Source organism: Pontibacter sp. H249, from assembly GCF_037892465.1.
Taxonomy (GTDB): domain Bacteria; phylum Bacteroidota; class Bacteroidia; order Cytophagales; family Hymenobacteraceae; genus Pontibacter.
Genome location: NZ_JBBKTR010000007.1, coordinates 151348 through 175710 on the forward strand (window position 1 = coordinate 151348; position 24363 = coordinate 175710).

Sequence of the window (24363 nt, forward strand, 5' to 3'; positions counted from 1 at the left end):
CTATAGGTGCTTAATTATTACTAATATTCTGAAAGTACTCGTTTACCTTCTGTTTATAATACGGAGAAAGAGCAGGTGAAATTGTTTTAAGCAATTCAGTCTGCTTTTCTTTTGCTTTTAAATACTTCTCAAACGACGGAGGTACTTTCCTGTTTAATTCCTGAGCCGTCTTTGCCTCACGCTTATTGTCAAGCTCCCGCTCTCGTGCAGACTTCTCAGCCTCTAATAAACGGGTAAGAATTTCGCGCTGGCGCATGATGGTTTGCTCAGTCAAACGTTTATTAACGAGATCAGTCTCGCTTTGTTCCATCATCTTACCCAAATTTCCTAATTCACCGTTTTTGCCTTTCTCGCCAGGTTTTTGGCCTTGCTTCTCCAGTTCCTTAAGTGCATTTCGAAGAGCCTCCTGCTCCGCAGCTAATTTAGCTAATTCTTCAGATAGTGCCTTACCTGATTTACCACCTTTTTTTAAATCTTCGATTTTTTTATTCAATTGTTGCTGAAGATCTCCTAAATTTCCGGGTTGTGGCTTATTTCCTTTCTGCTTCCCGGCCATTTTTCCCTGCATTTGCTGCATAGCCTGCTGCATTTGCTTAAGAGCATCGTTAAGCATAAGAGCGAGGTTGTTCATACTTGTCATGGCCAACTGTTGTTGCGCAGTAGCACGACTTAAATTGCGATCTTTAAGTTCTTTCATGCTGTTGTCCATGCTCTGGTTCATGGCGGCCACCTCACGGGTAACAAAAGACTGTATCTGGAAGACCTTATTGGCAAGCGCAAACAGACTATCTTCTATTACTTTGGCATTATCACGCAGGTTAAGTTGCTGCTGCGAAAGAGCAATAAAGCGTGGGTCACTTTGGTTAACGCCTCTAAACTGTTTCATCAGATCTTCCTGATCGAAAGATAGCTTAATAAGGTTCTCTAAGATATCGCGTAGGTTATCCAGGTTCTGTTGCATGCCCTGCATTCCCATCTGGCTTTTCATTTGCTCCATTTGCTGGGCCATTTGCTCCATCTTCTGCCCTGCCTTCTGCTGCGACTCGCTGGCTTTTTTATTCTGATTCTTCTGAAGCTGTTCCTGGCTCTGCTGCATATCCTGCTCTATACTTTGCTGGTTCTGCTGCTGTTGCTGCTCATCCATACTATTAGGATTCTCTAACTTGTCGTTCAGCTCTTTAAGCTCCTCCATCTGCTTCTTCACATCTTCGAAATCCTGCTGTAGCTCTTTCTGCTGTTCCTGCAACTGTTTGTTTTCCTCCTGCTTCTGCTGGGTTTTATCAGCTAGCTGCTGTTGCTCTTTAGCCATTTCCTGCAGCTTATCGGTCATATTATCTAGTTTTTGCTCAAATTGCAGTTGCTTAAATAGCTCTAGGGCACGCTCCAACTCACGTTCTAAGTTACGCTCACGGTTATCCAATTTGCTCAATAGCTTCTGCAGCTCAGCATCGTTAGGGCGTTGCTGCTCTAATAGCTTCTCCAGTTCTTCGTATAACTTTTTAGTTTCAGGATCGAGCAGGTCGTTCATCAGCTTTTGCAGTTCCTGTGCTTTCTGAGCTAGTTGCTTGTCCTGCTCACTTAGCATGTTCTGCTTTTTATTGAGCTCCTCAAATAGCTCTTTCATCAAAGAGATATCCTGCTCTAGTTGCTTTTTCTTCTCCACCAGGTCCTCCAGCTGCTTTTTATCTTGCCAGTTGAGGTCGCGCTTGGTCTTCATTTTCTCCTCTGACTTGGAGAGTTCTTGCTCCAGTTGGTTTGCCTTCTCTAGTGTTTTGCTTAATTGGCTGGCAACAGATTGAGAGTTGCTATCAAGCTCTTTCTGCAATTCACGCTTATCCGGCACCTTAAGCTCAAACGTGCGGGTACGGGCGCTTTTAGGGCCATTAATTCCATCATTGTCCCAAACCTGCACAAAGTACTCTACCTTATCGCCAGGCTGTAAATTAAGGTCAGCAGTATTCCATTGATAATAGTAGGTTTGGATGAGCTGGTTGTTCAGCGGCAGGTTTATACTTTTATACTTTGCCTTTAGGTTTTTACTGTTGTTGATGCGGTAGTTTAAGGCAAGGCGCGTTAGCCCATAATCGTCCGACACATCGCCTCCTAATACCATAAACCTGTAAAGTGCCGTATCCTGAAACTGCTCAAGGCTTATCTGTGGTAAACGGTCCGGAATGATATTGATCTGGTATGTGATCTGTTCTTTATTAGTGCTATGGGCGTTCTGCAGCTTTATGCTGTAGTTCTGATTTTGGCTAAATTCTTTGCTGGCGGTAAAGGTATCGCCATTTTTTGTAGCATCTATACTTTGTGCTGGTTCTTCAAAGGCAAGATTTATACTTTCTGTTTCGGTAGCTTTAAAATTCCATCGGATGGTGCTGCCAGCTGGTATGGTGGCATTACCGGTATTTTGAACATACTCTGGCTTTCGCTTAAGGTAAGCTGGATACTCCACCTCCATATAAAAGTCCTTCAGGTTAGGGCGTGAGAGTAGTTGCAGGTTATACTCATCAGACATAAATCCGGAACCCTCCAGTTGAAAATCTATACTTCGTTGTGGCTGCTTAAAAGTATAAGTATAGGTGCCATCAGCGCTTGGTGTTAGCTTTTGTCTGCGGCCGCTGTAGTTAATGTATACTTCGTTGGGTACGGTTTTACCATCTACATCCACTTTTAATTCGAAGTCCTCTCCCCTATAGGTTTGCAGCTTATCATTTTTTACCACAAACTGAAAGGGTGCCAACGGGGCGTAATAACGTTTGTAATTGATGATGCGCTCCGTGCCCTGCACAAAAATAGTAGGATAGACTATTACAATGAGCAAAGCAACAAGTGCAGGCAGAGCAATATACTTTAGCAGCGGTTTGTTTTCGCGGTAGGTGACGGCTTCTTTAAACTTAAAGCCCAGCAACTGACTGGAACGCTGTTCTATACTTGCCGAAATAAGTTCGTTGGTGCGATCCAGGTTTTTTAACTGAATGGCGTTGAGTAACTTATCTTTTATCTCGGGATAATGTGAGCCAACACGTAGGGCAGCCTGCTCGTCGGTAAGTACTTTCTTAAGTTTTGCTAAAGCTGAGATAGGAAGTATAATCCAGCGCACCAGCACATAAATAACAACTGCAATAAAAGAGAAAAGCAAAAAGCCGCGCACATATTGTGGAAAATAAAACATGTACTCCAGCAAGCTGTAAACAATGTAAATAGAAAGCAGGAGCCCGACAGCAAAAATACTACCTCGTAACAGCATGTTGAGGTAAAACTTCTGCTTGAACTCCTGCAGCTGATGCAACAGTAAATCTAGCGCATCGTTTTGTTTCATATTTTACTCTTTCTGGTTACATCTCTTGCTATAGTAGTAAATTAACGAAAGGTGCTTAACTGGCTGTGCAATAGCAAGTGAGGTAGTTAAGGATTGCCTTTAAAGTATAAACTATAGTATTTCTGTTTTTAGTATACGGTGTTACTCAATTTCAAGCAGTACAGGGCAATGGTCTGAGTGCTTAGCTTCGGTAAGTATGGCTGCACGCTTTAAGCGGTTGCGTAGGTTTTCGGTAGCCATGTTATAATCAATACGCCAGCCCAGATTTTTGTTGCGTGCTCCTGCCCTATAGCTCCACCAAGAATAATTATGCGGCTCAGCATTAAAGTGCCTGAACGAGTCAATAAAGCCGCTTTCGATAAGCTTACCCATCCAGCTGCGCTCCTCCGGCAAAAAGCCTGAGCTCTTAGCGTTAGACTTTGGGTTATGAATATCAATAGCCTGATGGCAGATGTTATAGTCGCCGCTTACGATTAATCCTGGTACAGTGGACTTCAAATCGCCGATATAGCCGTAAAAGTCATCCATCCACTGAAATTTGAAATTCTGACGTTCCTCTCCACTCGAGCCGGAAGGCATATATACGCTCATTACAGAAACATCGTCGTAATCGGCACGCAAAACTCGGCCCTCAACATCATAGCAGTCCATGCCACAGCCAACTTCAACGTGTTTCGGTTTTTCTTTTGAAAGTATAGCCACACCACTGTAGCCTTTCTTAACGGCTGGGTGCAGGTACACGTGATAACCCATATCTTCAAATAAGGCTTTGTCAAATTTAGATTCGTCGGCTTTAATCTCTTGTAAGCAAAGCACATCAGGGTTAGCAGCCTTTAGCCAGGTGTCAAAGCCTTTGGTAAGCGCAGCACGAATGCCGTTAACATTATAGGTAATAACTCTCATGGGTGAATATTGTATTTGAAGCAGGTATTAAGCACCTCTATTTTTACTACTATCGCTGGTAAGAAAAAGCAGCGATGATACCAGTATAAGGTTTAGGAGTTTAAATTTCATAAAATAGCCGAAGGTAGTGCTACTTAATATAAACTAAGGTTTCTCTATTTCGTTGGCACGGTTAAAATATTCAATCACATGCCATTTAAGCATACTCTCCTGCTCCTTCAGGTTGGCAAAAGGTATGGACTTAACAGCTCTAAAGTGTGGCCACCCTTCTTCGTCGCGGCCGGTAAACTCATAAAAACCTGACAAGCTAAAAACACGGCAGGTAGCTATGTGCATCAGGTCTTGTTTCTCTTCTTTGGTAAACTCTCGGATGCCCATACCTAGTTCCTGAATTCCTATGAGAAACAAGATAGCGTTCATGTCTGGTTTTTTACCAAACCGTTTCATCAGGTCGGCCCTAAGCTGTGTCCAGTTATGTTCTAAATTTTCGGAGTCGTACATTTTTTAACTGTTAGTTGTTAATTGTTGATCGATAAAAACAATCAACAATTAACAATAATTTATTCGGCAGATCCTCTTGCCTTTAGTTCTTCCCAGTACTCTACGGCACGGCGGAAGTGCGGGATTACAATAGAGCCACCTACCAAGTTGGCGATAGAGGATACTTCCATGAACTGCTCATCTGTTACACCCTCTTCGTAGCACTTGCCTACGTGATACTTAATGCAGTCGTCGCAACGCAGCACCATAGAAGCTACTAACCCAAGCATCTCTTTCGTTTTAACGTCCAGGGCACCTTCCATGTAGGTGTTGGTGTCGAGGTTAAAGAAACGCTTAATTACTTTATTGTCGTAAGACATGATGCGCTCGTTCATGCGCGTGCGGTAGTCATTGAATTCTTCTACTAAGCTCATTGTTGTGTGTTCTGTTGCTATAAAAGCAGATAAAAAATTATAGTATAAAGTTACTAGAAATTACTCAGAATACCTTAAACCAGAGTCGTTGCACAATGTTTGAAGACCTGCTTTCGCTTTTATTCCCAGAGAGTTGTTATGCCTGCGACGGTGCTATGGCGCGAGGCGAAAAGTATATCTGCACTGGTTGCAATATAAAGCTGCCTTACACCAATTACCATGTGCACGGTGCTACAGAACTTAACCCGCTGCAGCGCCGCTTCTGGGGCAAAGTGCAGGTGCGGTACGCTTTCTCTTATTTGTTATTTATGCCAAAGGGCAGGGTGCAGCGCATTTTGCACAAGCTAAAGTATAAAGGCGGAAAAGAACTGGGCGTACATTTAGGTAATCGTTACGGTTCCCTCCTATCCGACTACCATTACACTGACCAATTCGATTTAATTGTGCCCGTGCCCTTACATAAGCATAAACTACGACGCCGTGGCTATAACCAATCCGACTGTTTTGGTAAGGGGTTATCAGAAAGTATGAAATTGCCTTTTAAAGCAGATGCCTTGTTACGCACTATAGATACTAGCACCCAAACACGAAAAAACAGGCTGGATCGTTGGCATAATGTGGAGCAGGTATTTCAGGTTAAGCAGCCTGAAAGTATAAAAGGCCGCCGCATACTTTTAGTGGATGATGTAATGACGACCGGCGCTACCTTAGAGGCTTGTGCAGCAGTGTTGCTGTCAGTTGGAGCCACAGAAGTAAGTGTAGTTACCATTGCAGCGGCATAAACTTTGTAACTTATACTTTTAAGAGAACTGAATTGCACAGATTCGTTGTTTCTCATAAAGCTGTTTAACAGGCAGTTACTTCTATTAAATATCCAGATGAAATTTCGGAATAAATTTAAAAGCAATACCCTGAGAGGCAAAGCCTACCGCAGGGCAGCGTTGTGGGCGCTTGTGTTGCTGGTTATTGTAAGTATATGGGCAGCGGGACCACCGGTTGCCAACACAGAACCCATCGTTCTAAAAGAAGAGCCGCTGCCGATAGCTCCAAAGGAGTTCTATATTGCTAAAGTGGTTGATGATCGACCGAACAAGAAAGCTATAGCTCACTTGTTCCCGGCAACCGTTGGTGCAGCAATGCCAACCAAAGCCATTACTGTGGATCTGAAGGGAGGCACACAAATGGCCTTACAAAATTATCTGCGTAAAACTCTGCCTTATAATACAAAGCTGCGCCCGGTTACAATGCGGCTAAAAGAATTAAAAGTTACAGAATCTGCTCCGGCCAAAAGCCGCGTAGAGGGTCGGGTGGTAGCACATGTTGCGTTTAGTTATTTACGTGATGGGGAGCAGGTGCCGCTGATGGAGCATGAGGGAGGTATAAGGTATAATCGCCCAGCAAGCCAACTGGATGTGGTAGAGCCTTCCATCCGCCAGGTGCTTACAGAATCGCTGCGCTACTTTGATGGCTGGATGAACCAGGAAGCTAACCGAAGTGAATTGCTGGCAAAAAGTTTAAAGGTAAGCTTTACCGACTATACTATTGATAGGAAAGATGATACCGTATTTTATTCTCTGAATAGGCCCCTGAATTGGATGGATTTTATGGCCAACCCAACAAAAGAGAGCCGTTATGCCGCCGCTGTTTACCCTGGTTTTGCCTACGAAGGAAGAAATGAAGTAAAAAACGGTGTTATACATTTAAACCTGACGATGAAAGTATTTGTGGTAAAGAGTGCTTCATGGGCTAAAACGGCAGCACGTGATGCTTATACTTTAAACCACGAGCAACGCCATTTTGATATCGTGAAATTGGTAGCCGAGCGCTTTAAGCAAAAGCTACACCCAGATAGCTTATCCATAGCTGACTACAACAGCATCATGCAGTATAAGTATATTGAGTCGTTTAGGGAGATGAACCGCCTGCAGGAGCAGTATGATAGAGAAACCGCTCACGGTACAAAGCAATTAGAACAGGCTCGCTGGAACCAGAAAATAGACGATGAGCTGCGCGCCTTTAAGGTGAAGAAGTAGATTTGGTTGATGATGGTTAATTGTTTGTCTGTAATTACCGGGTCCAACCACCCCTAGCCCCTCCTTTTCTAAGGCGGGGAATTTGTACTTGCTATTCTAGCTGCCATTACCTTAGCTGCTGTTCTTTTTTTTTGTCATCCTGAAAGGATCTTGGTTTGTAGGAGGTTAAGCAGGATCTACTGAGCCCAGACTTTTGATAAAGTAAAGTCAAAACTCCTCGCCTTAGAAAAGGAGGGGCTGGGGTGGTTGGACCCGGAACCGCTTAAATTTCACTCAATTACTCATACCTATCCTTAACATCCACCTCAGCCAGTTGCACATATAGTTCCGCCATCTTCTCGGTAACAACTTTAAAAAACCTCTCCCCTTTTTCTTTTGTGGCTGCTTTAGGATTACCTATACCTGTATCTTCCGTTACCATAGACCATTGCCTCTCCGACCAAGCCCAACCTTCTCTTATTCCCTGTATCTTTGACTTTTTCTCTTTGCCCTCTCCTGCTTCCTCAAGCGGCAACACTAGTTCTGGCTTTAGGTAAAGTATAAGGCTGGTCTCCATTTCGTCTGCATGATCGCCTTTCTCGTCGAAGTACTGGTTCTTGTCAGGTAACTGAAACCAGTTGCTGCTTACCAGTAGCATTTCCGGGAAACGCAGTCCTAGTTCTCGAAGTATAGGTTTAAAGTCGTTGCCGCCGTGGCTGTTTACAATCAGTAGCTTTTTGATTCCCTGCCTGTTAAGTACCTCTACAATATCCTGTACAATGGCCAGTTGGGTACTAGGATTCAGGTTGATGTCCAGTTTAATATCGGCTTGGCCAGTATTTACACCAAAGGGTATGACTGGTAGCACCGTAATTTTTGCTCCCCTCTCCCAGGCTATTCTTCCTGCCTCAGCGGCAATATATTCTGCCTCGTAAATATCGGTGCCGTAGGGTAAGTGGTAATTATGAGCCTCGGTTGCACCCCACGGAAGTATAGCTAACTCTACCTCCTGCTCTTTGATCGCTTTCCAGTTTGATTCTGCAAGTATGTATGGTCTCATAAGTATAGATTTCTTGATTAGAGAAACTTTACAAGTATAAAATAAAAAAGCCTGAGGTATAAACCCCAGGCTTTCCTTTATCTAAATTATTATAATTATCTGTTAGATCCAGCGTTGATCATAGCACAACGGAAACCGATTGTAGCAGTAGCCGAGTCTTTTACCATGAAACGACGTGTGCCAGGAGATAACCAGTAAGCAACATCTTTCCATGAGCCGCCTTTGTATACTTTCACGTCATCTGTAACCAGAGAGTGGAAACCTTCGCCAGAATCGTAGTTCTCCTGCTCATCCAGGTAGCCATCACGACGGAAAGGGTTCAAGTCTTCAACATCCTGGAAAGAAAGCGGACGGTAGGTATCCTGCACCCACTCGTTTACGTTACCAGCCATGTTGTATAAGCCAAAGTCGTTTGGCGGATAGCTATAGATGTAGTCAGTAATCATGGCACCATCGTTTAGTGCACCTGCTATACCGGCATAGTCACCGCGGCCACGCTTAAAGTTAGCCAGAAATTTACCCATTTGCTTACCGTATGGATTACGTACCTGATGGCCATCCCAAGGGTAAAGTCTGCGGTTGTTCTGGTTTTCGTCTTCAGAATACTGCGTACCTATCATTGCCTGAGCTGCATATTCCCACTCAGCCTCTGTTGGTAGACGGTAGTTTGGCAGTACATAGCCAGACTCAATAGATGGCTTGCTGCCTTCTGCTGTTTCGTCGCTGCCACCTCTACGGCCAAACAAGCCTCTGCCACCACCGCCGCCAGTTGCTTCTTTAGCGAGGTTCTCGTTTACTTTAGCAGTACGCCAGATGGTATAGTCATGTGCCTGGTTCCAGCTTACACCTACCACCGGGAAAAAACGGAAGCCTGGGTAACGCAGGTAATAGGTTACATAAGGATCGTTGAAAGAAAGCTGACGTGCCCAAACCATAGTATCAGGTAGAGCAGCTGTATACACTTCTGGAAGCGAGTCTTGCTTTAGATAGTGGAGGTACTCCAGCCAGTGAATGTTAGCCACCTCAGTTTCATCCATAAAGAACGAAGCTACAGTAACCGTACGCTCGATATTGTCGCGCGTCATGGCTACGTCTTCTTCCATAGAACCTAAAACGGTACGTCCACCTTCGATAAAAATCAAGCCAGGGCCACCTTCAATATCAGCATAATCGTTTACCTGGAAAGAGTTTTCCTCTTCGCCATACTCAATACCGGTAGCGGTACTGTAGTCACCAGGGTTTCTGCTAGTAGGCTGTCCTCCTTTAGAGCAAGCTGTCAGGAGAAGGCCTCCCAATACTGCAGCCGATAGATACTTTGCAAACTTCATAAAATAGTACCCAAATAAGATAAGGTTCTTTTAACGTAAATTAAAGTGCAATTATAAATAAAATCAGAATGCCGGACAAGGAATGCGTCTGTTAATTTTGCTCCCTAAGCGGCTTCTAAACAATTTATTAAGTTCAAGTTGTTCAAAAACAAGAGAAATCTCATTTGCCCCCCCTGCCTGTTTGCTTATTCCGCTCAAACCAACATCATGACTGAAGCCAATTTTGAAGGCCTCAATTTGCAACCCTGCTATTACGGACAAGGCTTGGTCGCGGTTAGTTCCAGTTGTTACCGGAATACCTTTATATACTAGTCCTAACGTAAGCGGCGTGTATATAGTATGTATGCCTATATCAACCCTGCTAAAATCATCCTGTTGAATGTAAGTGGCTGATGGTGTAAAGCTTAACTCGAATAACCTGCCACGTTCTTCGTAAGATCTGGCATAAAACTTATACCCTGCATTTGCCAGGTAACTGATGGGCAATTTAGTCTGATTTTCGAAACCATAAGCAGGCTTGTTTAAGTTGTTTACCTTTAACCCTACCCAAAACTGATTAGAGTACATCAAACCCCCTACAGCAAAGCTAACAAAACTGCTTGGCTCAAACCTGGCAGCCTCTGCCGAGGTAACTGCAACCTGCCCATTATCAGAAAGTTGGTCTCCAAACACCAGATTGTCGTAATTAATTCTGAGCGATGCTATACTTGCCTGTAAACCTGCGGACATAGACCAGTTATCTGTGATAGCGGTATGGTAAGCATATCCTGCTGTTGCCTGCAGTTTTTGCAATCCTCCGATACCAGCACGATCCTGGTGCAGGATCAGGGCAATTGCACTTTTTGAATTTTGAAGCCTGTAGTCGGCAGCAAACTGGTTAGTAATAAAAGAGCCGTTAAGGGCTGGCCATTGGTTACGGTGCGAAAGTGAGGCGCTCCAGTTGTGGTTAATACCGGCAAAGGCAGGGTTAAGGTGTAATTTATTGGCATACTGCTGTGTAAAATACGATTCCTGGGCTAGTGCTGTAAACCAGCCAAAGAAAAGTATAGCAAAGCTGCAGGATGCCTTTTTAAACAACATAATTTTATTCTGCTACAACCGTAGGGTTACTTAAATAAGTATACTTTATAAATAGGTGGGCAATAACTAGCACGGTTTTAGCTTTAATTATATAGTTTCGCTTTTAAAAGAATATCACCCTTAAACCCATATGAAAAAAGTAGTAATTGGCTTCTTTATCTTTCTGGCGGTGTTACTTGCAGTTGCAGCCCTTGTGCCCGTTCTTTTCAAAGATAAAATTAAACAAGCCCTCGACAAAGAGATTGCAAAAAATATCAACGCCACCGTTGCATATGAAACCGACGATGTAAGTCTTTCGCTTTTCCGCGATTTTCCAAACCTTTCGCTCGGCGTAGATAACCTATCTATCATAGGCAAGGACTCTTTCCAAACAGATACGCTGGCACAGATACCTTCTTTTCGGATGGGGTTGAACCTGAGCAGCGTTATCTCTGGCGATGAGCTTAAAGTTAACTCTATTACTTTAGACGAACCTACTATACGCCTTATTGTGCTTAAAAGTGGAAAGGCCAACTGGGATGTATTTATTGAGGATACCACTGTAGCACCAGCTGACACGGCTGCCTCTGATTTTAATATGGCTATAAAAGGCTGGAAGATTAACAACGGTACACTTTTCTACGACGATTTAAGTATACCCTTTGGCGCAGCGCTTTATGGAGTAAACCATTCCGGCTCTGGAGATTTTGAGCAGGATGTGTTTGACATGGACTCTAAAACCACAGCCGAGCGCTTTACCATGACCTATGATGGAGCCAACTACATCGAAAATGCCAAACTAAATGCCGATGTAACCATGGCCATGGACCTGAACCAGTCGCTTTATACTTTTAAGGAGAACGCTATTCGTATCAATGAGTTTCCGTTTAAGTTCGATGGCACTATCCTGATGCCAGAAGAGGCCATTGACTTCGATCTTACCTTCAGTGCCACAGAAACAGACTTCAGAAATGTGCTGTCGATAGTGCCAGGTATGTACAGCGAGCAGTTTAATGATATTAAGACAGAAGGTAAACTGAGCTTTGATGGCTTTTTTAAGGGCCGCATGATTGACACGTTGATGCCAGGTTACGGCGTGAACCTAAAGGTGATAGACGGTATGTTTAAATACCCAGACCTGCCAGAAGCTGCCCGTAACGTAAACGCTGATATGAGTGTAATTAGCACCGACGGCACACCACAGAACACCAGCATCGACATCCGCAAATTCCATATGGATCTGGGTAAGAACCCTGTAGATGCCCGCGTTACAGTGAAAGGCCTGGAAGTGATGCAGATAGATGGTAACGTGAAGGCAAACGTGGACCTAGCTGAAATGACTAAGGTTTTCCCAATAGAAGGCATGACACTGCGTGGCTTACTTAAGGTAGATGCCGATGCCAAGGGTACTTACTCCGAGAAAAGCATGCCCGTTATTGATGCAGACCTGAACATGACCAACGGCTATATCAAATCAAAGGATTTTCCGGCGCCTATTCAGAACCTGAACATGGTAACCAACATCCGTAATACCACCGGCAATACCGACGATACTCGCATTAACGTGGAGCGTTTCAATATGACCCTTGATGGAGAGCCGTTAGCAGGAAACATGCTGATACAGGGCATTGATAAACCCGCTTTCGACGGTCGTATAAAAGGTATACTTGACCTTGCTAAATTAACCAAGATATTTCCACAGGAAGGTATGACGGTAGCCGGTAGAATTACGGCTGATGTAGCGGCTAAAGGTAAGTTAAGCGATATAGAGGCTGAAAAGTATAGCAATGTGATTGCAAACGGTACCATGGGTATCAGCAACCTGAGCTACGTAAGCACTGATCTTCCGCAAGGTATGAAAATCAGCAAGGCCAATGCCACCTTTAATAATGAGCGCATTAACCTGCAGAACATGGCTGGTTATTTAGGTAAAAGCGATTTCCAGGCAAACGGCACTGTGTCTAACTACTTGGGTTATGCCTTAGCCGATAATCAATCCCTGCGAGGCAACTTTAACATCAGCTCTAATAATTTTAATGTAAACGAGTGGATGGTAGATGACGAAGGTGCTCCTGCAGATGCTTCTGCTGAAGGTGTGGTAGAAGTGCCGGATAATCTGAATATAACACTGAATATAAATGCAAAGCAGGTGCAGTACACCGATCTGAAACTGAACAACGTAAGTGGGCAGGTGCAGGTAAAGGATAAAATAGCTAAGTTAAACAAAGTAACCTTTAACACCTTGGGTGGCACCTTTGCAGTAGGCGGCAGTTACAACACGCAAAATCTGCAACAGCCGTTGTTCGATATGAAGCTGGATATTCAGAACCTTGGTTTTAAAGAGGCTTTCAACGCTTTTAATACGATTCAAGCTATAGCCCCTATTGCCAAGCTGCTGGAAGGTAAGTTTAACACCAATTTTGCATTTGCCGGAGAGTTAGGCCAAGACATGACACCAATCTTTAAAACCATGGATGGTAGCGGTGTGATAAATGTTATAAAAGCAGCTGTACGCGACGTGCCTATCGTGAACAAAATCAGTGAGCTTACCCGCTTTGAGGAACTGAAGAGTTTTGTTGTGGAAAATAAGAAAATAGATGCTCAGATAATTGATGGTAGCCTAGTGATCAGACCTTTTGATATGAAAGTAGGTAACATTGAAATGACCGTGGGAGGATCTAACAACATCAATGGCCAGATAGACTATGTTACAGCTTTAAATGTACCTGCCGGAAAAGTAGGCCGTGAACTTAATACCCGCTTAGCAAGTGTACTGGGCAACAATGCCCTGTCGGCTTCGGAGCGGGTCACGCTTAACCTGAGCATTGGCGGCACCCTCTCCAACCCTAGAGTAGGCTTAGCGGGAGGCTCGGTAAAAGAGCAGGCAAAAGATGTTGTGAAAGCAGCTGTACAAAGCAAGGTAGATGATGCCAAACTGCAACTAGAGCAGCGTAAGCAGCAGCTACAGGATAGTGTGCAAAATGAGCTGAACAGGCGCAAGCTGGAGGCAGAGCAAAGAGCACGCGAAGAGCTTGAGAAAAAACGCAGAGAAGCTGAGCAGAATATTAAAAAGCAAGCCACTGATAAGATCGGGGATTTATTGAGATCCAGAACAAAACCACAGACACCACCAGATACAACTAAAATCGGTAATTAAAAGAAGTACAATTTCCGGGAAAGCGTTGAAGTACAACATTATAGTATAAAATCGTTAAAATAAAGATGCCAGGAACTGCAGTTCCTGGCATCTTTATTTTAGGGCTGCACGTAATTTCGTGCAAATTATTCCGTTTCTACTCTACCTGCATGAAGCTGCGTCAAAAGAAAATAGATATTAAATAAAGTTAAATAAACTCATTTTTTTAAGTCTTCATCTTGCCTTCATGTTGCTGCCAGAAATTTGGCATATAACTTTAACGTACAATTATTATGAAAAAGAAATTCATCCTTCCGCTGCTGTTGAGTGGCCTTGTGTGGTTTAGTGCCTGCGAGAGTAACAACGAAGAAACAGGCACTGCTAAAATGCAAGTTCGTATGACAGATGCACCTGGAGATTATGCTGAAGTGAACATTGATATTAAATCTGTGCAGGTGCATAAAGAGGCAGAAGGCGACGACTCTGGCTGGGTAACACTTGATCAGATAAACCCAGGCGTGTATAACCTGCTTGACTTTGCCAATGGCAAAGACACGCTGCTTGCCAGCTCTACCCTACCGGCTGGTAAAATATCGCAGTTAAGGCTTGTACTAGGTGACAATAATACACTTAAGCTAAAGAACGGAGAAGTAAAAAGCCTAAAAACACCTAGCGGCCAAACTTCTGGCGTAAAGCTACAGATTAACGCTGACTTGGAAAGCGATGTAACATATGTGCTGCTGCTCGACTTTGACGCTGCTAAATCTGTTGTTGCCAGAGGCAACGGGCAGTATAACCTGAAACCGGTAATAAGAACTATAACACAGGCAGTAGCAGGTGGTATTAAAGGCAGTGTGACCCCAGCGGAGTATAAGCCGGGTATTTATGTTATCTCAGCAGCTAATGATACAATAGGTGGTTTTGCAGATGACGCTGGTAAGTTTTTAATTAAAGGTGTGCCATCAGGCACCTACACTGTTAAGTTTTATACGGAAGGCGGTGCTCACGATAAAACAGTAGAGAACGTAAGCGTGTCTCAGAACCAAGTAAAGGATCTCGGTACGGTAGTGCTTGAGTAAGCTTTTGTTTTAGTTGTCTACTTAGAATTTGAAAGTATAACGATCTATACTTTGTGACAAAGCACCGTTAGTTTGTGACGAAGCACCGTTAGATAGAAAACATACAGGTAGAACCTTTAATATAGTCCTTCTCTTTATCAAATAATTCTTTGTCTAATGGTCTTTTGTCAAAAGATTGCTTTGTCAAAAATTAGAACACCTGCCCCATCAGCTCGCGCACATAAGTCACGTAATCTGTGTTAGGAGGGGTGTGGCCATTTTTGCGCAAATCTGTGGCTACCTGTGCGCGGTGATAGGTAGCATGGTTAAAAGCGTGTGTAAGAATATCAAGTACGCGAGTGCTATACTTGTTGCCTTGGCTGTTTGTATAATCTATCAGGCGGTTAAACTCTGCCTCGTCGGCATTGGCAACTAACTCAGCTATTTTGTACGATGCGCTCTTGTGCAGTTCCTTCAGTTCATCCAGATTATGCTCCTGCCATACTTTAACCGGGCTTTGGGTGCCTGTAATGCGGGCAATCCAGATGGCCTGCGCGTTTAAGGCATGGCTAAACAAACGTGCAGCATTATTCGGAACGCTAGGTAGCGAGCTAAATACATCCAACATGGTCTGGTTAGCCCAGATATTATATTCTGAAAGGTTCTTTAATACGTCGTTTCCTGTCATGGTTACTTTTGTTCTCGTTTATCTTCCCAAATCAAGGTCTCATTAGACCGTTTCTCAAAAAAGTCTGTGCAGCGGCCATCTCCCTTGCCTGTTATGCCTCCGTCGGGCTCGCAAAGTATATTGCCGTGTAAGTCGTATACTTTGCTTGGTATATCGCAGCAGCGGCCTGTTAAGTAAAACACTTCCTGGTTGTTGTAAGTGTAGCGGTAAATTTTAGCAGGAGGGTTGGCTGGTTTATTTTGCTGGATTTCTTGTATAAGCTGGTTTAGCCACGGGGCTGACTGGGCATTGGCCACTTCGGCATCAGAAATCTGTGGTGATACACCTGGGTTGCAGGCAAAAGCTATACTTGCTAACAGTATGGATATTACAAGTGTTTTTATACTGCCCATCAGGCCTTATTTAGTTATGAGGACGCAAAGGTAATAAACGTAGTCTTCTTAAAAAATGATGAATGGTTAAACCTTAAAGTAGGCTAACCAATAGGGTAGGAAAATAATAACACCTATTACAGCGGCTGTAATGGCAGCCAAAAGCACAGCTCCTGCGGCAATGTCTTTAGTTTTACCGGCTAAAGGGTTATGCTCTGGCGATACCAGGTTAGTGAGGGTTTCCAGGGCAGTGTTAAATGTTTCGGCTACCCACACCAAGCCAATGCAGAAGATCAGGATACACCATTCAGTGAGGGTTACATTAAACCTATAAGCCATTACCATTACCATTATACTTGCTATAACGTGCAAGTGCATGTTAGGCTCGTGCCGGAAAACGGCAGCTAAACCTTTAAAGGCAAATTTAAAGCTGTTGTACCTGGTAAAAAGAAATGATGGCCTGTCCTTCATAAGGTTAGGTTTTGGTGGAGTTGGTGTTGTTTGCTTTTACAGTGCAGCAAGGTATAAAGTTATATTTCTGCTGCTATACCCTATGGCTAAATTATAAGAGGGTTGCTAATTCCTCTTGTAGCTCACTACACAAATATCACTGTTTACACACCTGTTTAAAATGATAAAAAGCAGTATTTTACAGCTGGTATTTACTTTGTTAAGTATAGATAAAGAGGTATTTTTAACAATAAATAATTCACCTGAAATTACTGCCTCTCATGAGAAAGCTTACGCTGCTATTGTTAATGCTTTTGCCTTGCTTTTTTGTGCAGGCACAGGATGTGCTGCTTAAACGAAACGGCGACGAAATACAGGTAAAGGTACAAGAAATAGGCCTGGAGGTGATAAAGTATAAACGCTTCGATAACCTGGAAGGGCCTGTTATTTCGATAGCCAAGCGCGATGTGTTCATGATAAAGTATGAGAACGGCACAAAAGAAGTATTTAATGAAGTACCTCCTGCCTATACTCCGCCGGCAGACAACAGAAGGTATAGTTACGAGCAGGAGAACCTAAAGCTATCAGGACCCAGAATTGGTTTTACCATACTTACAGATAAATACCGAGACAACATCCGCGAAGATTATGATACTGATGTAAACGCCTTTATGACTCAGTTTGGTTGGCAGTTCGAAACCCGTGTATTCACTTTAGATAATGGCGTGTCTGGGCTGTTTGAATTTGTGCCTCTGGTAGGTGGCTTGGAACAGGGCAAATTTTTACCCAGCTTAAGTGCCTTGATAGGTGTAAGAGGCACCAAAGGAATGGAGTTCGGATTTGGTCCCAACGTTTCGCTGGCTGGAGCGGGCATTGTAATGGCTGTGGGCACAAACTTCCAGAGCCAGGGCGTTAATTTTCCGGTAAACTTCGCCTTTGCCCCATCTAAAGACGGCGGCCGCTTTAGTTTGCTTTTTGGGTTTAACTCGCGCAGGTAAGTATAAAAGTATAACTAATATAATGTCCTTCTGATGAAGAAAAGTATACTCCTTTTGTTGTTGCTGCTTGCAGTAACGCAATATAGCTTTAGCCAGGACAGGATTGTAAAGCAGAACGGCGACGAGCTAATGGCACGGGTGCTGGAGATCAAGCTACAGGAAATCGTGTATCAACATCCGGACTCATTAGAGGGTATTTTATACATTTTGCCCAAAGCTGATGTGTTTATGATACACTTTGCAAACGGCACTAAAGAAGTGTTTAAGCAGAGTTTCCCTGAAAATCAAGTAAATAACTACAGCCTCGCCGACCCTGCAGAAATGTACCAATTAGGGCGCAATGATGCACGTCTGCTCTACAAAGGCAACGGTGCCATGTGGGGCTCAGCGGGGTGTGCCTTGTTCTTTCCGTATGGGCTGGCTGGGTCTGCGGCCATTGGTTTAACAAAACCCAGAGCTTTCCGGAATCCAGTATCTAACATTAACTACCTGGCAGACCCTAATTATGTAAAGGGGTATGAGCAGCAGGCGCACCGTAAAAAGGTAGGTAAAGTGGCAGCAGGTGCTGGTATAGGTTTAGCCACTATCACAACCATTGCGGTTATTGTATTATCATCCGTATATTAATAGCTGGTATAAAAGCACTTCGTAAAGCACTTGTTGCAACAGCAGCAGGTGCTTTATTTTTAATGAGTAGTTCTATACTAGTAGCAGTATCTCTTCTTTGTTGCTTTGTAACTAAAAGTTTAGTTAATTAGTATGACTAACGAAACAAACTTAAATGAAAAAGCTGCTATACCTTACTGTACTGTCCATTACCTGCCTAGGCACTTGGTCCTGTACCCGCGATCTTTATACCCGGCCTGTAACCGTCGATAAGCTGGATTTCAGGAACAACGCCGGCGAAAAGTATGATTACCAATTTACAAGAGTAAACAATTGGTTTCTGCAGAAGATAGAAGCGCTGGAGCAAGAGAAGCAGACTTTTAAAATAGACACTACTGGCAAAAAGCGCTACCGTAAGTATAACTATACGCTAGTTGCCTCGCTGGATAACTTGGTTATAGAAGACAAGGCTGGTGTTTATTACCAACTTTACCTGCGGCCAAACAGCGGCATTGGTAAAGTTAAAGGCGGTGTGCAGGATGATATGTACAACGAGCTAAAGCTGTTCTCGCCGGAGAAGATCTTTTTGCAGCACGAGCAGCAATATTACACCGATAGCATCATAGCAGGACCGTTCAAAAGGCTTATAGGAGTAACAGAGCTTTATCAGCCGCTAAATGCGGATCAGCCAGGGGTTGTAAACCTATCGATAGATAGCATTAACTTTACGAAGGGTTTTAAGAAGCGCCAACGCGAAGGTATTGAACGTTTGATTAACAACTCTATAGTGCTGATGCAGCAAAACAACCCGACAAAGAACCCGAAAAAGGGACCCGCCTTCAACTACTACCCCAACTATAAGACAAAGGAAAAAGGGCCTGCCTCCTACTCGCTAAACATTAATGTTATTCAAGACCCCGTATCAGATAAGATAAAGGTAAGTATAAACAGCCCAGGCTATACACCAAACCAATGGACAAGAACAGAGGCTAGCTTTAACAGATTGGACTACCTGGCTGGTTATGATTATGAAGCTAATATGCGCCTTAACATGTTTGTGCGGTCTTTTGTAGGGAACCTGTATCATGACAAAACGAGACAGGCAAATAAAAATTAAGGTTGATAGTTAATGGCCGCTGCGTTAATACAATAGCGCACTTGGGTGGGAGTGCGGTTATCATCGAATAGGTGGCCCAGGTGCTGCTGGCATTGGCTGCACAGCAGCTGCACCCGTTGGCGGCTATAAGTAGCTAGTTGCCGGTGCTGCACATGCTCCCCTACCTGCCTCCAAAAGCTAGGGAAACCGGAGCCAACGTCAAATTTATACTTCCCCTCGAAAAGCACTTGTCCGCAGTTAGAGCAGGTATAAATTCCAGTTTCCTGTTGCTTCTCCCCTACTTTGCTCCTGTGCCTGAACATCACTTAGTGGCTAATCTTCTTTCTCCAGGTCCTCTACCGGCACAAACTTCATGGAGAGGGAATTAACGCAATGGCGGATATTCTTGGGAGTTAAGTACTCGCCTTCAAACACGTGGCCCAGGTGCGCGCCGCAGTTAGCACAAACAATTTCGGTACGGCGGCCATCTGTATCGGGTACACGCTTTACGGCACCGGTAATTTCATCATCAAAGCTCGGCCAACCGCAATGCGACTCAAACTTATACTCCGAAGTATAAAGCGGCGCATTGCAGCGGCGGCACAAGTATACGCCCTCTGCCTTGTTATGCTCATACTCTCCGGTGCCCGGATATTCGGTGCCCTTGTGTACGATAATGCGTTCTTCTTCCGGGGTAAGTTTGTTATAATCTGATGGGTCTTTTGCTATTTTCATGAGGTTTATACTTTGTGGTAAGTTACAGCTATAGTTGCTTTAACAATTAACGCACCGCAGGGTTTTGAGGTGACAGTTTGGCTGTTCTATATTATCTATGCCCCTTGCCCTACGTTCTGAGAAAGGCCTCCATCCATAAAATAGCTGGAACCGGTAACATAATCTGAATCTGCTGAGGCCAGGAACAAAGCTACCTTTGCGATCTCCTCTGGTTTTCCTGCTCGTTTCATAGGTATGTTTTTCTCGCTCTCCTTTCGGGTTTCTTTATCGTCTACAGCCTCTTGGTTCATAGGAGTCAAGATCATGCCGGGGCAAATATTATTTACATTGATACCATCCTCTGCCAACTCCAGCGCCAGGGTACGGGCAAGGTTACGAACAGCTGCCTTAGATGCACAGTAATCTGCTGTACCAGCCGATACTATTTCTTCGTGCACAGATGATACATTGATAATCTTACCTTTGCCGCCTTTCTGTTTGCGATGCCTGATAAAAGCACGAGAGCAGAAAAAGGTGCCGTAGAGGTTGGTGCGAATGGTGCGATCAAAGGTTTCAGTGTCCATGTCGGCTACATTGATGCCAGAGCCGTTTACAGCCGCGTTGTTCACCAGTATATCAATGGTGCCGAACTCCTTCAGGGCCTGCTCAAAAAGTTGCTCTACCTTCTGTTCATCGCTTATATCTACCTGCAGCACAATAGCTTTCCTATTCTGCTTTTCAACCTGCTGCAGAGTTTCTTCGGCGCCTTCTTTATCAGAGTGGTAAGTAACAATGATGTCTGCTCCTTCTTTGGCGTATTCTATAGCGGTGGCCTGCCCAATGCCTGAATCAGAGCCTGTAATTAAGGCTACTTTGCCTTTAAGTTTGTCCATAGTAATAGTGGTTTAGGATGTCGTGCTTTCATCAGAAAGTATTTGTAATCATACTTGTGGTTATGCCTGAGGGTTATACTTGATACTTGTTCTGCAGGAATTGAAGATTAACCAAGGTTCAGCATACTATAGTAAAGGAGTAGGAATATGCTTAATCAGTAAAGTAAAAATTCTGTCAAAAGCCTCTACCTGTCAGTTGATTTTTGATTATGCATTAATATATGTATTTTGGTATATGAGGAGTTTACTAAAAGCCGTACAATCTATGAAATCACACTTACAAAGGCTGTTTATTTGCTTGATCGCTATTTTTTCTCTTCTATACTTCCCCTTAAACCTACTAGCCCAGCAGTTGCCAGCAGGCACATGGGCAGGTGACTTAAGCTTAGGCGGTCCAGCACCTGCTAAGATCATTGTTGACTTTAAACCAACGGTAGCAGCCAATGCACTCTTATCCATACCTGCAAACGGGTTGCACGATCTGCGTGCTGAACTGGTTGAAACTGCAAATGATAGTCTGCGCTTACGCTTCAGGGACCACGGCATGACTTATACAATTACTATAAAACATAATGGCCCTGAGTTACGAGGCGTGTTTGCAGTTGCAAGTGCCGGATTTAAAATACCGTTAGCCTTAAAAGAGACGGATATAAACACGCTTCGGCCATCCCGCCCTCAAACACCACAAGCTCCTTTTCCTTATTCTGTTTTGCCAGCTGAGTTTAAAGGTGGAGATACAAGCATAGTTTTACGCGGAACCATTACGGCACCAAAAGGCAAAAAGAGTGTTCCAGGGGTAATACTACTTTCGGGTTCAGGGCCTCATAACCGGGATAGCGAACAGTTCTTTCATAAAACATTTATGGTATTGGCTGATGAACTGACCAGAAGAGGATTTGCTGTGATGCGCTACGATGAGCGTGGTGTGGGAGAATCATCTGGTACTTTTGGGGGCAATTTTACCGAAGATTTTGCCCGGGATGCTGCGGCTGCAGTAAAATCATTACGTAATGATAAAAGACTAAACGTTAAAGATGTATATGTGATTGGCCATAGCGAGGGCTCCCTGGTAGCACAGATTCTTGCTGCGGAAGATCCTTCTGTTTCAGGAGTCATACTTTTGGCTGGCGTTGGGCTTAAAGGAGTAGAACTGCGAAAAATAACTCATCGGGCCATACTAAGAAAACGTGGACTCTCGGATGAGGCGATCGAAACCAGCACTGATGTTATAGCCCAGAGCAAGGCTTATGAAACAATTGCGACAGCCTCTGATCGTGCTACTGCCAGATTAACTTTTAATAAATGGTTTAAGGAGAATATAAGCACAGATACTAGCTACAGTGGTATGTACATCGAGCCGTATCTTGATCCGTGGCACTTCCATCATCTACGTTTTGACCCAACACCTTACCTGCGTAAGGTAAAAGCACCTGTTTTGGCTATTAGTGGCACTAACGATTCTCAAACACCAGCAGAGCCAAATTTGGCAGGGATAAAAGCTGGTTTAGCAGCAGGTGGCAATACAAGTTTTACAGAGATTATTCTGCCAAAACTTAATCATTTTATGCAAACCTCCATTACTGGTGCTTACGATGAGCCCTATACTTTAGAGGAAACCTTCTCACCTGCTGCTTTAAAAGTTATAGGCGATTGGCTGGAGCAGCAAGCTGGTATTGATAAAAAGGCACGGGCAACAAAGACATTTAGATAAGCTACTGAATATACTATTCTGCCAGCCTGTAAATGATCGGGTGCCGTTTAGCTACAAAATGTGCCACATTATCGGCGGTAATAGGTGCAGGGTAAGACATCAACAATAACGGCAAAGGCTGCTGCCCCTGGTGGTAAGGAGGCTGCTGGTAAAAATGTTGGTTTAAGACAAAACCGCACTGTTCATAAAACCGGACGCGGCGCTGTTGGATCTCTTCGTGTGGCGGCTCCACTTCTAAGAGTATAGGGCGTGTTTCTCGTTTAACAAAGGCCTCAAGTATACTTTTCCCATAGCCCCTGCCGCGCAAAGCTGGCACTGTGGCAAAATGCTCTAGGTAGCGTACTTCCCCGAAGCTCCACCATAAAAGTATACCTGTAAGCGCATCCTCCTGAAGCATAAGTTCGAAATGGTAATTAGCGTGTGGCATAATGTCGTACTGCCAAGGCAATGGGCGGCGCTCATTCAGGGGAAAAGACTGCTCATAAAGTTGCCACGCTTTTATGAAAAGGGGGTGGTATGAATCTGTTAATCTGATGTGCTTCATACTTTAAGGCCACTGCAATAGCTACTTTTATTTATACTTGCTACGAAACTGATAGCTATTTTTGGTGCAGCTTTTGGTTGCTTAGCAGCTTGTTTATACTTTGCACTATACGCTCTACTTTAGTTTCATCGGTTTTAGCAGAGTAAATCCAATCTACAAAAGCTTTTTGTTCGCCATCGGTGCACTTCAGGAACTTCTGGTAAGCAGCTGGTTCGTCTTGCAGGCACAGCAGCAGCTCTTCGGGTAATTCCTGTGGCGTGTTGTCGGCGTAAAGTATAACCTGCACCCAATCGCCGGCCTGTTTCTTTATCTTCTTCCGTACTTCGGCTCTTACCGGCAGAAAAAGCTGTCTGTTGCCCATCGGCATCAGGTTATAGCCTTTTATCTCGTAGCTATCAATGGTGCCTCTAACCCTAACCCAACCAAAATGTGCATTTTTGTCCGGAGCAATTTCTGGGATAGCTGCATACGTCCAGCCGCCTTTGCCAGGGAATTTTTCTAATAGATATAGCTTGTTAGTGAGGGGTTGAGACATAGCTTAATTTATTAATTATCTCACAAGTTACTATTTCGCTTAAACTCGCGGAATAGAGAGGTATACGCAGCGAAAGATACATTTTATTCTCCCGCACAAAAAAGAAACAATAGCCTTCTTAATACTTGAGAATAACTAGCTTATTGATTTGAAAGTATACAAGCTCTAGAAACAAAGTATACTATGAAATTAAAAGATAAAGTAGCCATTGTAACCGGGGCATCGCAAGGTATAGGCAAGGCGACTGCCAAAACCCTAGCCGAAGCAGGTGCCAAAGTAATATTAGCTGCCCGCCACGCCGACGATCTGAAAGAAGTAAAACAGGAAATCGAAAGCAAAGGCGGCGAGGCCACCATTGCAGAAACAGATGTAACAGACCTGAAACAGGTAGAAGCGATGGCCCAGATAGCGCTGGACAAGTATGGCACAATTGATATCCTGGTGAACAGCGCCGGCTTAATGCCCCTCTCCTACATGAAAAACCGCCACTTGGACGAATGGGAGAAGATGGTAGACGTGAATCTGAAGGGTATACTAAAGGCTGTGTATGCGGTGCTGCCCACTATGATCAAAAACAAGAGCGGCCACATTGTAAACATGGCATCTATTGATGGGCGGGTAATGTACCGAGGTGGTGCTGTGTACGGAGCTACCAAAGCGGCTATCATTGCGATCTCAGAAGGGTTACGCATGGAGCTTTCTCCTGACTATAACATCCGCATCACGTCTGTTGAGCCGGGCACCGTAGACACCGATTTACGCGAATCTATCACAGACAAGGAACTGCTAAACGACATGGATTGGGGTGAAGGCGAGTCTAAGCTGGAGCCGGAGGACATCGCAGATTCTATACTTTATGCGCTTACATTGCCTAGCCGCGCCAACGTGAATGAGATTTTGCTGAAGCCATCCGGGAAGCAGTAAAAGTTGAGGATACTGTAAAGAAAGTATGTTTTTCAACCACT

24 protein-coding genes are annotated in these 24363 nt (G+C 44.0%); 9 read left to right on the forward strand and 15 right to left on the reverse strand.

All coding sequences use genetic code 11. From position 1 onward, the window contains the following. Window positions 1–10: 10 nt before the first annotated feature. From WG943_RS11080 to WG943_RS11095, 4 genes are all read right to left on the reverse strand, one after another. Complete coding sequence (locus WG943_RS11080) at window positions 11–3322, reverse strand: DUF4175 family protein (RefSeq protein ID WP_340408970.1); 3312 nt, start codon at window positions 3320–3322, stop codon at window positions 11–13. A 141-nt stretch (window positions 3323–3463) separates the two neighbouring features. After that, on the reverse strand, window positions 3464–4225 hold the full coding sequence (locus WG943_RS11085; protein ID WP_340408971.1) for an exodeoxyribonuclease III: 762 nt from the start codon (window positions 4223–4225) through the stop codon (window positions 3464–3466). Between the two features lie 144 nt (window positions 4226–4369). Next, window positions 4370–4726, reverse strand: coding sequence for a hypothetical protein (locus WG943_RS11090; protein ID WP_340408973.1), 357 nt, complete (start codon window positions 4724–4726; stop codon window positions 4370–4372). A gap of 59 nt (window positions 4727–4785) precedes the next feature. Continuing rightward, window positions 4786–5139, reverse strand: a complete 354-nt coding sequence (locus tag WG943_RS11095; RefSeq protein ID WP_276498404.1) for a carboxymuconolactone decarboxylase family protein — start codon at window positions 5137–5139, stop codon at window positions 4786–4788. A gap of 95 nt (window positions 5140–5234) precedes the next feature. On the opposite strand from WG943_RS11095, the gene WG943_RS11100 reads away from it, so the two are divergent. Then, on the forward strand, window positions 5235–5921 hold the full coding sequence (locus tag WG943_RS11100) for a ComF family protein (RefSeq protein WP_340408977.1): 687 nt from the start codon (window positions 5235–5237) through the stop codon (window positions 5919–5921). 96 nt (window positions 5922–6017) lie between these two features. Next, window positions 6018–7172 carry a hypothetical protein gene (locus tag WG943_RS11105; protein ID WP_340408979.1) on the forward strand — a complete coding sequence of 385 codons (1155 nt, stop codon included), beginning with the start codon at window positions 6018–6020 and terminating at the stop codon, window positions 7170–7172. Between the two features lie 277 nt (window positions 7173–7449). Here the strand turns inward: WG943_RS11105 and WG943_RS11110 are convergent, their stop codons facing one another. The 3 genes from WG943_RS11110 to WG943_RS11120 form a co-directional block, all read right to left on the reverse strand. Further along, window positions 7450–8211, reverse strand: a complete 762-nt coding sequence (locus WG943_RS11110) for a creatininase family protein (RefSeq protein WP_340408982.1) — start codon at window positions 8209–8211, stop codon at window positions 7450–7452. 95 nt (window positions 8212–8306) lie between these two features. Next, window positions 8307–9539 (reverse strand): gliding motility lipoprotein GldJ, encoded by a 1233-nt coding sequence (gene gldJ / locus WG943_RS11115; RefSeq protein ID WP_340408984.1) that lies wholly within the window; start codon window positions 9537–9539, stop codon window positions 8307–8309. A gap of 63 nt (window positions 9540–9602) precedes the next feature. Beyond that, window positions 9603–10619 carry a PorP/SprF family type IX secretion system membrane protein gene (locus tag WG943_RS11120; RefSeq protein WP_340408986.1) on the reverse strand — a complete coding sequence of 339 codons (1017 nt, stop codon included), beginning with the start codon at window positions 10617–10619 and terminating at the stop codon, window positions 9603–9605. Window positions 10620–10749: 130 nt separating this feature from the next. Between WG943_RS11120 and WG943_RS11125 the strand changes: the two genes are divergently transcribed. Then, window positions 10750–13755 (forward strand): AsmA family protein, encoded by a 3006-nt coding sequence (locus WG943_RS11125; RefSeq protein ID WP_340408988.1) that lies wholly within the window; start codon window positions 10750–10752, stop codon window positions 13753–13755. A 272-nt stretch (window positions 13756–14027) separates the two neighbouring features. Further along, on the forward strand, window positions 14028–14813 hold the full coding sequence (locus WG943_RS11130; RefSeq protein ID WP_340408989.1) for a DUF4382 domain-containing protein: 786 nt from the start codon (window positions 14028–14030) through the stop codon (window positions 14811–14813). A gap of 190 nt (window positions 14814–15003) precedes the next feature. Here WG943_RS11130 and WG943_RS11135 read toward each other — a convergent pair whose 3' ends face one another. The 3 genes from WG943_RS11135 to WG943_RS11145 all read right to left on the reverse strand — a co-directional run bounded on the left by WG943_RS11135 (window position 15004) and on the right by WG943_RS11145 (window position 16322). Next, entirely contained in the window at window positions 15004–15480 is a 477-nt protein-coding gene (locus WG943_RS11135; RefSeq protein WP_340408990.1) for a DinB family protein, read from the reverse strand. A 2-nt stretch (window positions 15481–15482) separates the two neighbouring features. Next, on the reverse strand, window positions 15483–15872 hold the full coding sequence (locus WG943_RS11140) for a DUF6970 domain-containing protein (protein ID WP_340408991.1): 390 nt from the start codon (window positions 15870–15872) through the stop codon (window positions 15483–15485). Between the two features lie 66 nt (window positions 15873–15938). After that, on the reverse strand, window positions 15939–16322 hold the full coding sequence (locus tag WG943_RS11145) for a diacylglycerol kinase family protein (RefSeq protein ID WP_340408993.1): 384 nt from the start codon (window positions 16320–16322) through the stop codon (window positions 15939–15941). A 260-nt stretch (window positions 16323–16582) separates the two neighbouring features. Between WG943_RS11145 and WG943_RS11150 the strand changes: the two genes are divergently transcribed. The 3 genes from WG943_RS11150 (at window position 16583) to WG943_RS11160 (ending at window position 19022) form a co-directional block, all read left to right on the forward strand. Continuing rightward, window positions 16583–17299 carry a hypothetical protein gene (locus WG943_RS11150; protein WP_340408995.1) on the forward strand — a complete coding sequence of 239 codons (717 nt, stop codon included), beginning with the start codon at window positions 16583–16585 and terminating at the stop codon, window positions 17297–17299. Window positions 17300–17332: 33 nt separating this feature from the next. Then, a complete protein-coding gene (locus tag WG943_RS11155) occupies window positions 17333–17926 on the forward strand; it encodes a hypothetical protein (protein ID WP_340408997.1) in 594 nt (197 codons plus the stop codon). 154 nt (window positions 17927–18080) lie between these two features. Then, window positions 18081–19022, forward strand: coding sequence for a hypothetical protein (locus WG943_RS11160; protein ID WP_340408999.1), 942 nt, complete (start codon window positions 18081–18083; stop codon window positions 19020–19022). Here the strand turns inward: WG943_RS11160 and WG943_RS11165 are convergent. The 3 genes from WG943_RS11165 to WG943_RS11175 form a co-directional block, all read right to left on the reverse strand. Beyond that, window positions 19019–19324: a peptide-methionine (R)-S-oxide reductase gene (locus WG943_RS11165; RefSeq protein ID WP_340409000.1), complete on the reverse strand. Its 306-nt coding sequence runs from the start codon at window positions 19322–19324 to the stop codon at window positions 19019–19021. The genes WG943_RS11160 and WG943_RS11165 overlap by 4 nt on opposite strands. Before the next feature lie 10 nt (window positions 19325–19334). Beyond that, entirely contained in the window at window positions 19335–19736 is a 402-nt protein-coding gene (locus WG943_RS11170) for a methionine-R-sulfoxide reductase (protein WP_340409001.1), read from the reverse strand. A gap of 95 nt (window positions 19737–19831) precedes the next feature. Then, window positions 19832–20608, reverse strand: coding sequence for an SDR family NAD(P)-dependent oxidoreductase (locus WG943_RS11175; protein WP_340409003.1), 777 nt, complete (start codon window positions 20606–20608; stop codon window positions 19832–19834). Between the two features lie 265 nt (window positions 20609–20873). On the opposite strand from WG943_RS11175, the gene WG943_RS11180 reads away from it, so the two are divergent. Continuing rightward, on the forward strand, window positions 20874–22319 hold the full coding sequence (locus WG943_RS11180) for an alpha/beta hydrolase family protein (RefSeq protein ID WP_340409005.1): 1446 nt from the start codon (window positions 20874–20876) through the stop codon (window positions 22317–22319). Between the two features lie 13 nt (window positions 22320–22332). On the opposite strand, the gene WG943_RS11185 is transcribed toward WG943_RS11180, so the two are convergent. Both WG943_RS11185 and WG943_RS11190 read right to left on the reverse strand, forming a co-directional pair. After that, window positions 22333–22863, reverse strand: coding sequence for a GNAT family N-acetyltransferase (locus WG943_RS11185; protein ID WP_340409007.1), 531 nt, complete (start codon window positions 22861–22863; stop codon window positions 22333–22335). 55 nt (window positions 22864–22918) lie between these two features. Beyond that, the gene (locus tag WG943_RS11190) at window positions 22919–23398 is read right to left on the reverse strand and encodes a YdeI/OmpD-associated family protein (RefSeq protein WP_340409009.1); all 480 of its coding nucleotides are present in this window, start codon (window positions 23396–23398) and stop codon (window positions 22919–22921) included. A 183-nt stretch (window positions 23399–23581) separates the two neighbouring features. Between WG943_RS11190 and WG943_RS11195 the strand changes: the two genes are divergently transcribed. Then, window positions 23582–24322 carry an SDR family oxidoreductase gene (locus WG943_RS11195; protein WP_340409011.1) on the forward strand — a complete coding sequence of 247 codons (741 nt, stop codon included), beginning with the start codon at window positions 23582–23584 and terminating at the stop codon, window positions 24320–24322. Window positions 24323–24363: the final 41 nt, after the last annotated feature.

Excerpts from the sequence above, each read along its gene's own strand:
- WG943_RS11160 (WP_340408999.1), top strand. The coding sequence starts at position 18,081 with ATGAAAAAGCTGCTATACCTTACTGTACTGTCCATTACCTGCCTAGGC.
- WG943_RS11145 (WP_340408993.1), bottom strand. The coding sequence starts at position 16,322 with ATGAAGGACAGGCCATCATTTCTTTTTACCAGGTACAACAGCTTTAAA.
- WG943_RS11095 (WP_276498404.1), bottom strand. The coding sequence starts at position 5,139 with ATGAGCTTAGTAGAAGAATTCAATGACTACCGCACGCGCATGAACGAG.
- WG943_RS11120 (WP_340408986.1), bottom strand. The coding sequence starts at position 10,619 with ATGTTGTTTAAAAAGGCATCCTGCAGCTTTGCTATACTTTTCTTTGGC.
- WG943_RS11180 (WP_340409005.1), top strand. The coding sequence starts at position 20,874 with ATGAAATCACACTTACAAAGGCTGTTTATTTGCTTGATCGCTATTTTT.
- WG943_RS11175 (WP_340409003.1), bottom strand. The coding sequence starts at position 20,608 with ATGGACAAACTTAAAGGCAAAGTAGCCTTAATTACAGGCTCTGATTCA.
- gldJ (WP_340408984.1), bottom strand. The coding sequence starts at position 9,539 with ATGAAGTTTGCAAAGTATCTATCGGCTGCAGTATTGGGAGGCCTTCTC.
- WG943_RS11150 (WP_340408995.1), top strand. The coding sequence starts at position 16,583 with ATGAGAAAGCTTACGCTGCTATTGTTAATGCTTTTGCCTTGCTTTTTT.
- WG943_RS11085 (WP_340408971.1), bottom strand. The coding sequence starts at position 4,225 with ATGAGAGTTATTACCTATAATGTTAACGGCATTCGTGCTGCGCTTACC.
- WG943_RS11155 (WP_340408997.1), top strand. The coding sequence starts at position 17,333 with ATGAAGAAAAGTATACTCCTTTTGTTGTTGCTGCTTGCAGTAACGCAA.
- WG943_RS11135 (WP_340408990.1), bottom strand. The coding sequence starts at position 15,480 with ATGACAGGAAACGACGTATTAAAGAACCTTTCAGAATATAATATCTGG.
- WG943_RS11110 (WP_340408982.1), bottom strand. The coding sequence starts at position 8,211 with ATGAGACCATACATACTTGCAGAATCAAACTGGAAAGCGATCAAAGAG.
- WG943_RS11185 (WP_340409007.1), bottom strand. The coding sequence starts at position 22,863 with ATGAAGCACATCAGATTAACAGATTCATACCACCCCCTTTTCATAAAA.
- WG943_RS11100 (WP_340408977.1), top strand. The coding sequence starts at position 5,235 with ATGTTTGAAGACCTGCTTTCGCTTTTATTCCCAGAGAGTTGTTATGCC.
- WG943_RS11105 (WP_340408979.1), top strand. The coding sequence starts at position 6,018 with ATGAAATTTCGGAATAAATTTAAAAGCAATACCCTGAGAGGCAAAGCC.
- WG943_RS11130 (WP_340408989.1), top strand. The coding sequence starts at position 14,028 with ATGAAAAAGAAATTCATCCTTCCGCTGCTGTTGAGTGGCCTTGTGTGG.
- WG943_RS11140 (WP_340408991.1), bottom strand. The coding sequence starts at position 15,872 with ATGGGCAGTATAAAAACACTTGTAATATCCATACTGTTAGCAAGTATA.
- WG943_RS11170 (WP_340409001.1), bottom strand. The coding sequence starts at position 19,736 with ATGAAAATAGCAAAAGACCCATCAGATTATAACAAACTTACCCCGGAA.
- WG943_RS11090 (WP_340408973.1), bottom strand. The coding sequence starts at position 4,726 with ATGTACGACTCCGAAAATTTAGAACATAACTGGACACAGCTTAGGGCC.
- WG943_RS11195 (WP_340409011.1), top strand. The coding sequence starts at position 23,582 with ATGAAATTAAAAGATAAAGTAGCCATTGTAACCGGGGCATCGCAAGGT.
- WG943_RS11125 (WP_340408988.1), top strand. The coding sequence starts at position 10,750 with ATGAAAAAAGTAGTAATTGGCTTCTTTATCTTTCTGGCGGTGTTACTT.
- WG943_RS11190 (WP_340409009.1), bottom strand. The coding sequence starts at position 23,398 with ATGTCTCAACCCCTCACTAACAAGCTATATCTATTAGAAAAATTCCCT.
- WG943_RS11080 (WP_340408970.1), bottom strand. The coding sequence starts at position 3,322 with ATGAAACAAAACGATGCGCTAGATTTACTGTTGCATCAGCTGCAGGAG.
- WG943_RS11165 (WP_340409000.1), bottom strand. The coding sequence starts at position 19,324 with ATGTTCAGGCACAGGAGCAAAGTAGGGGAGAAGCAACAGGAAACTGGA.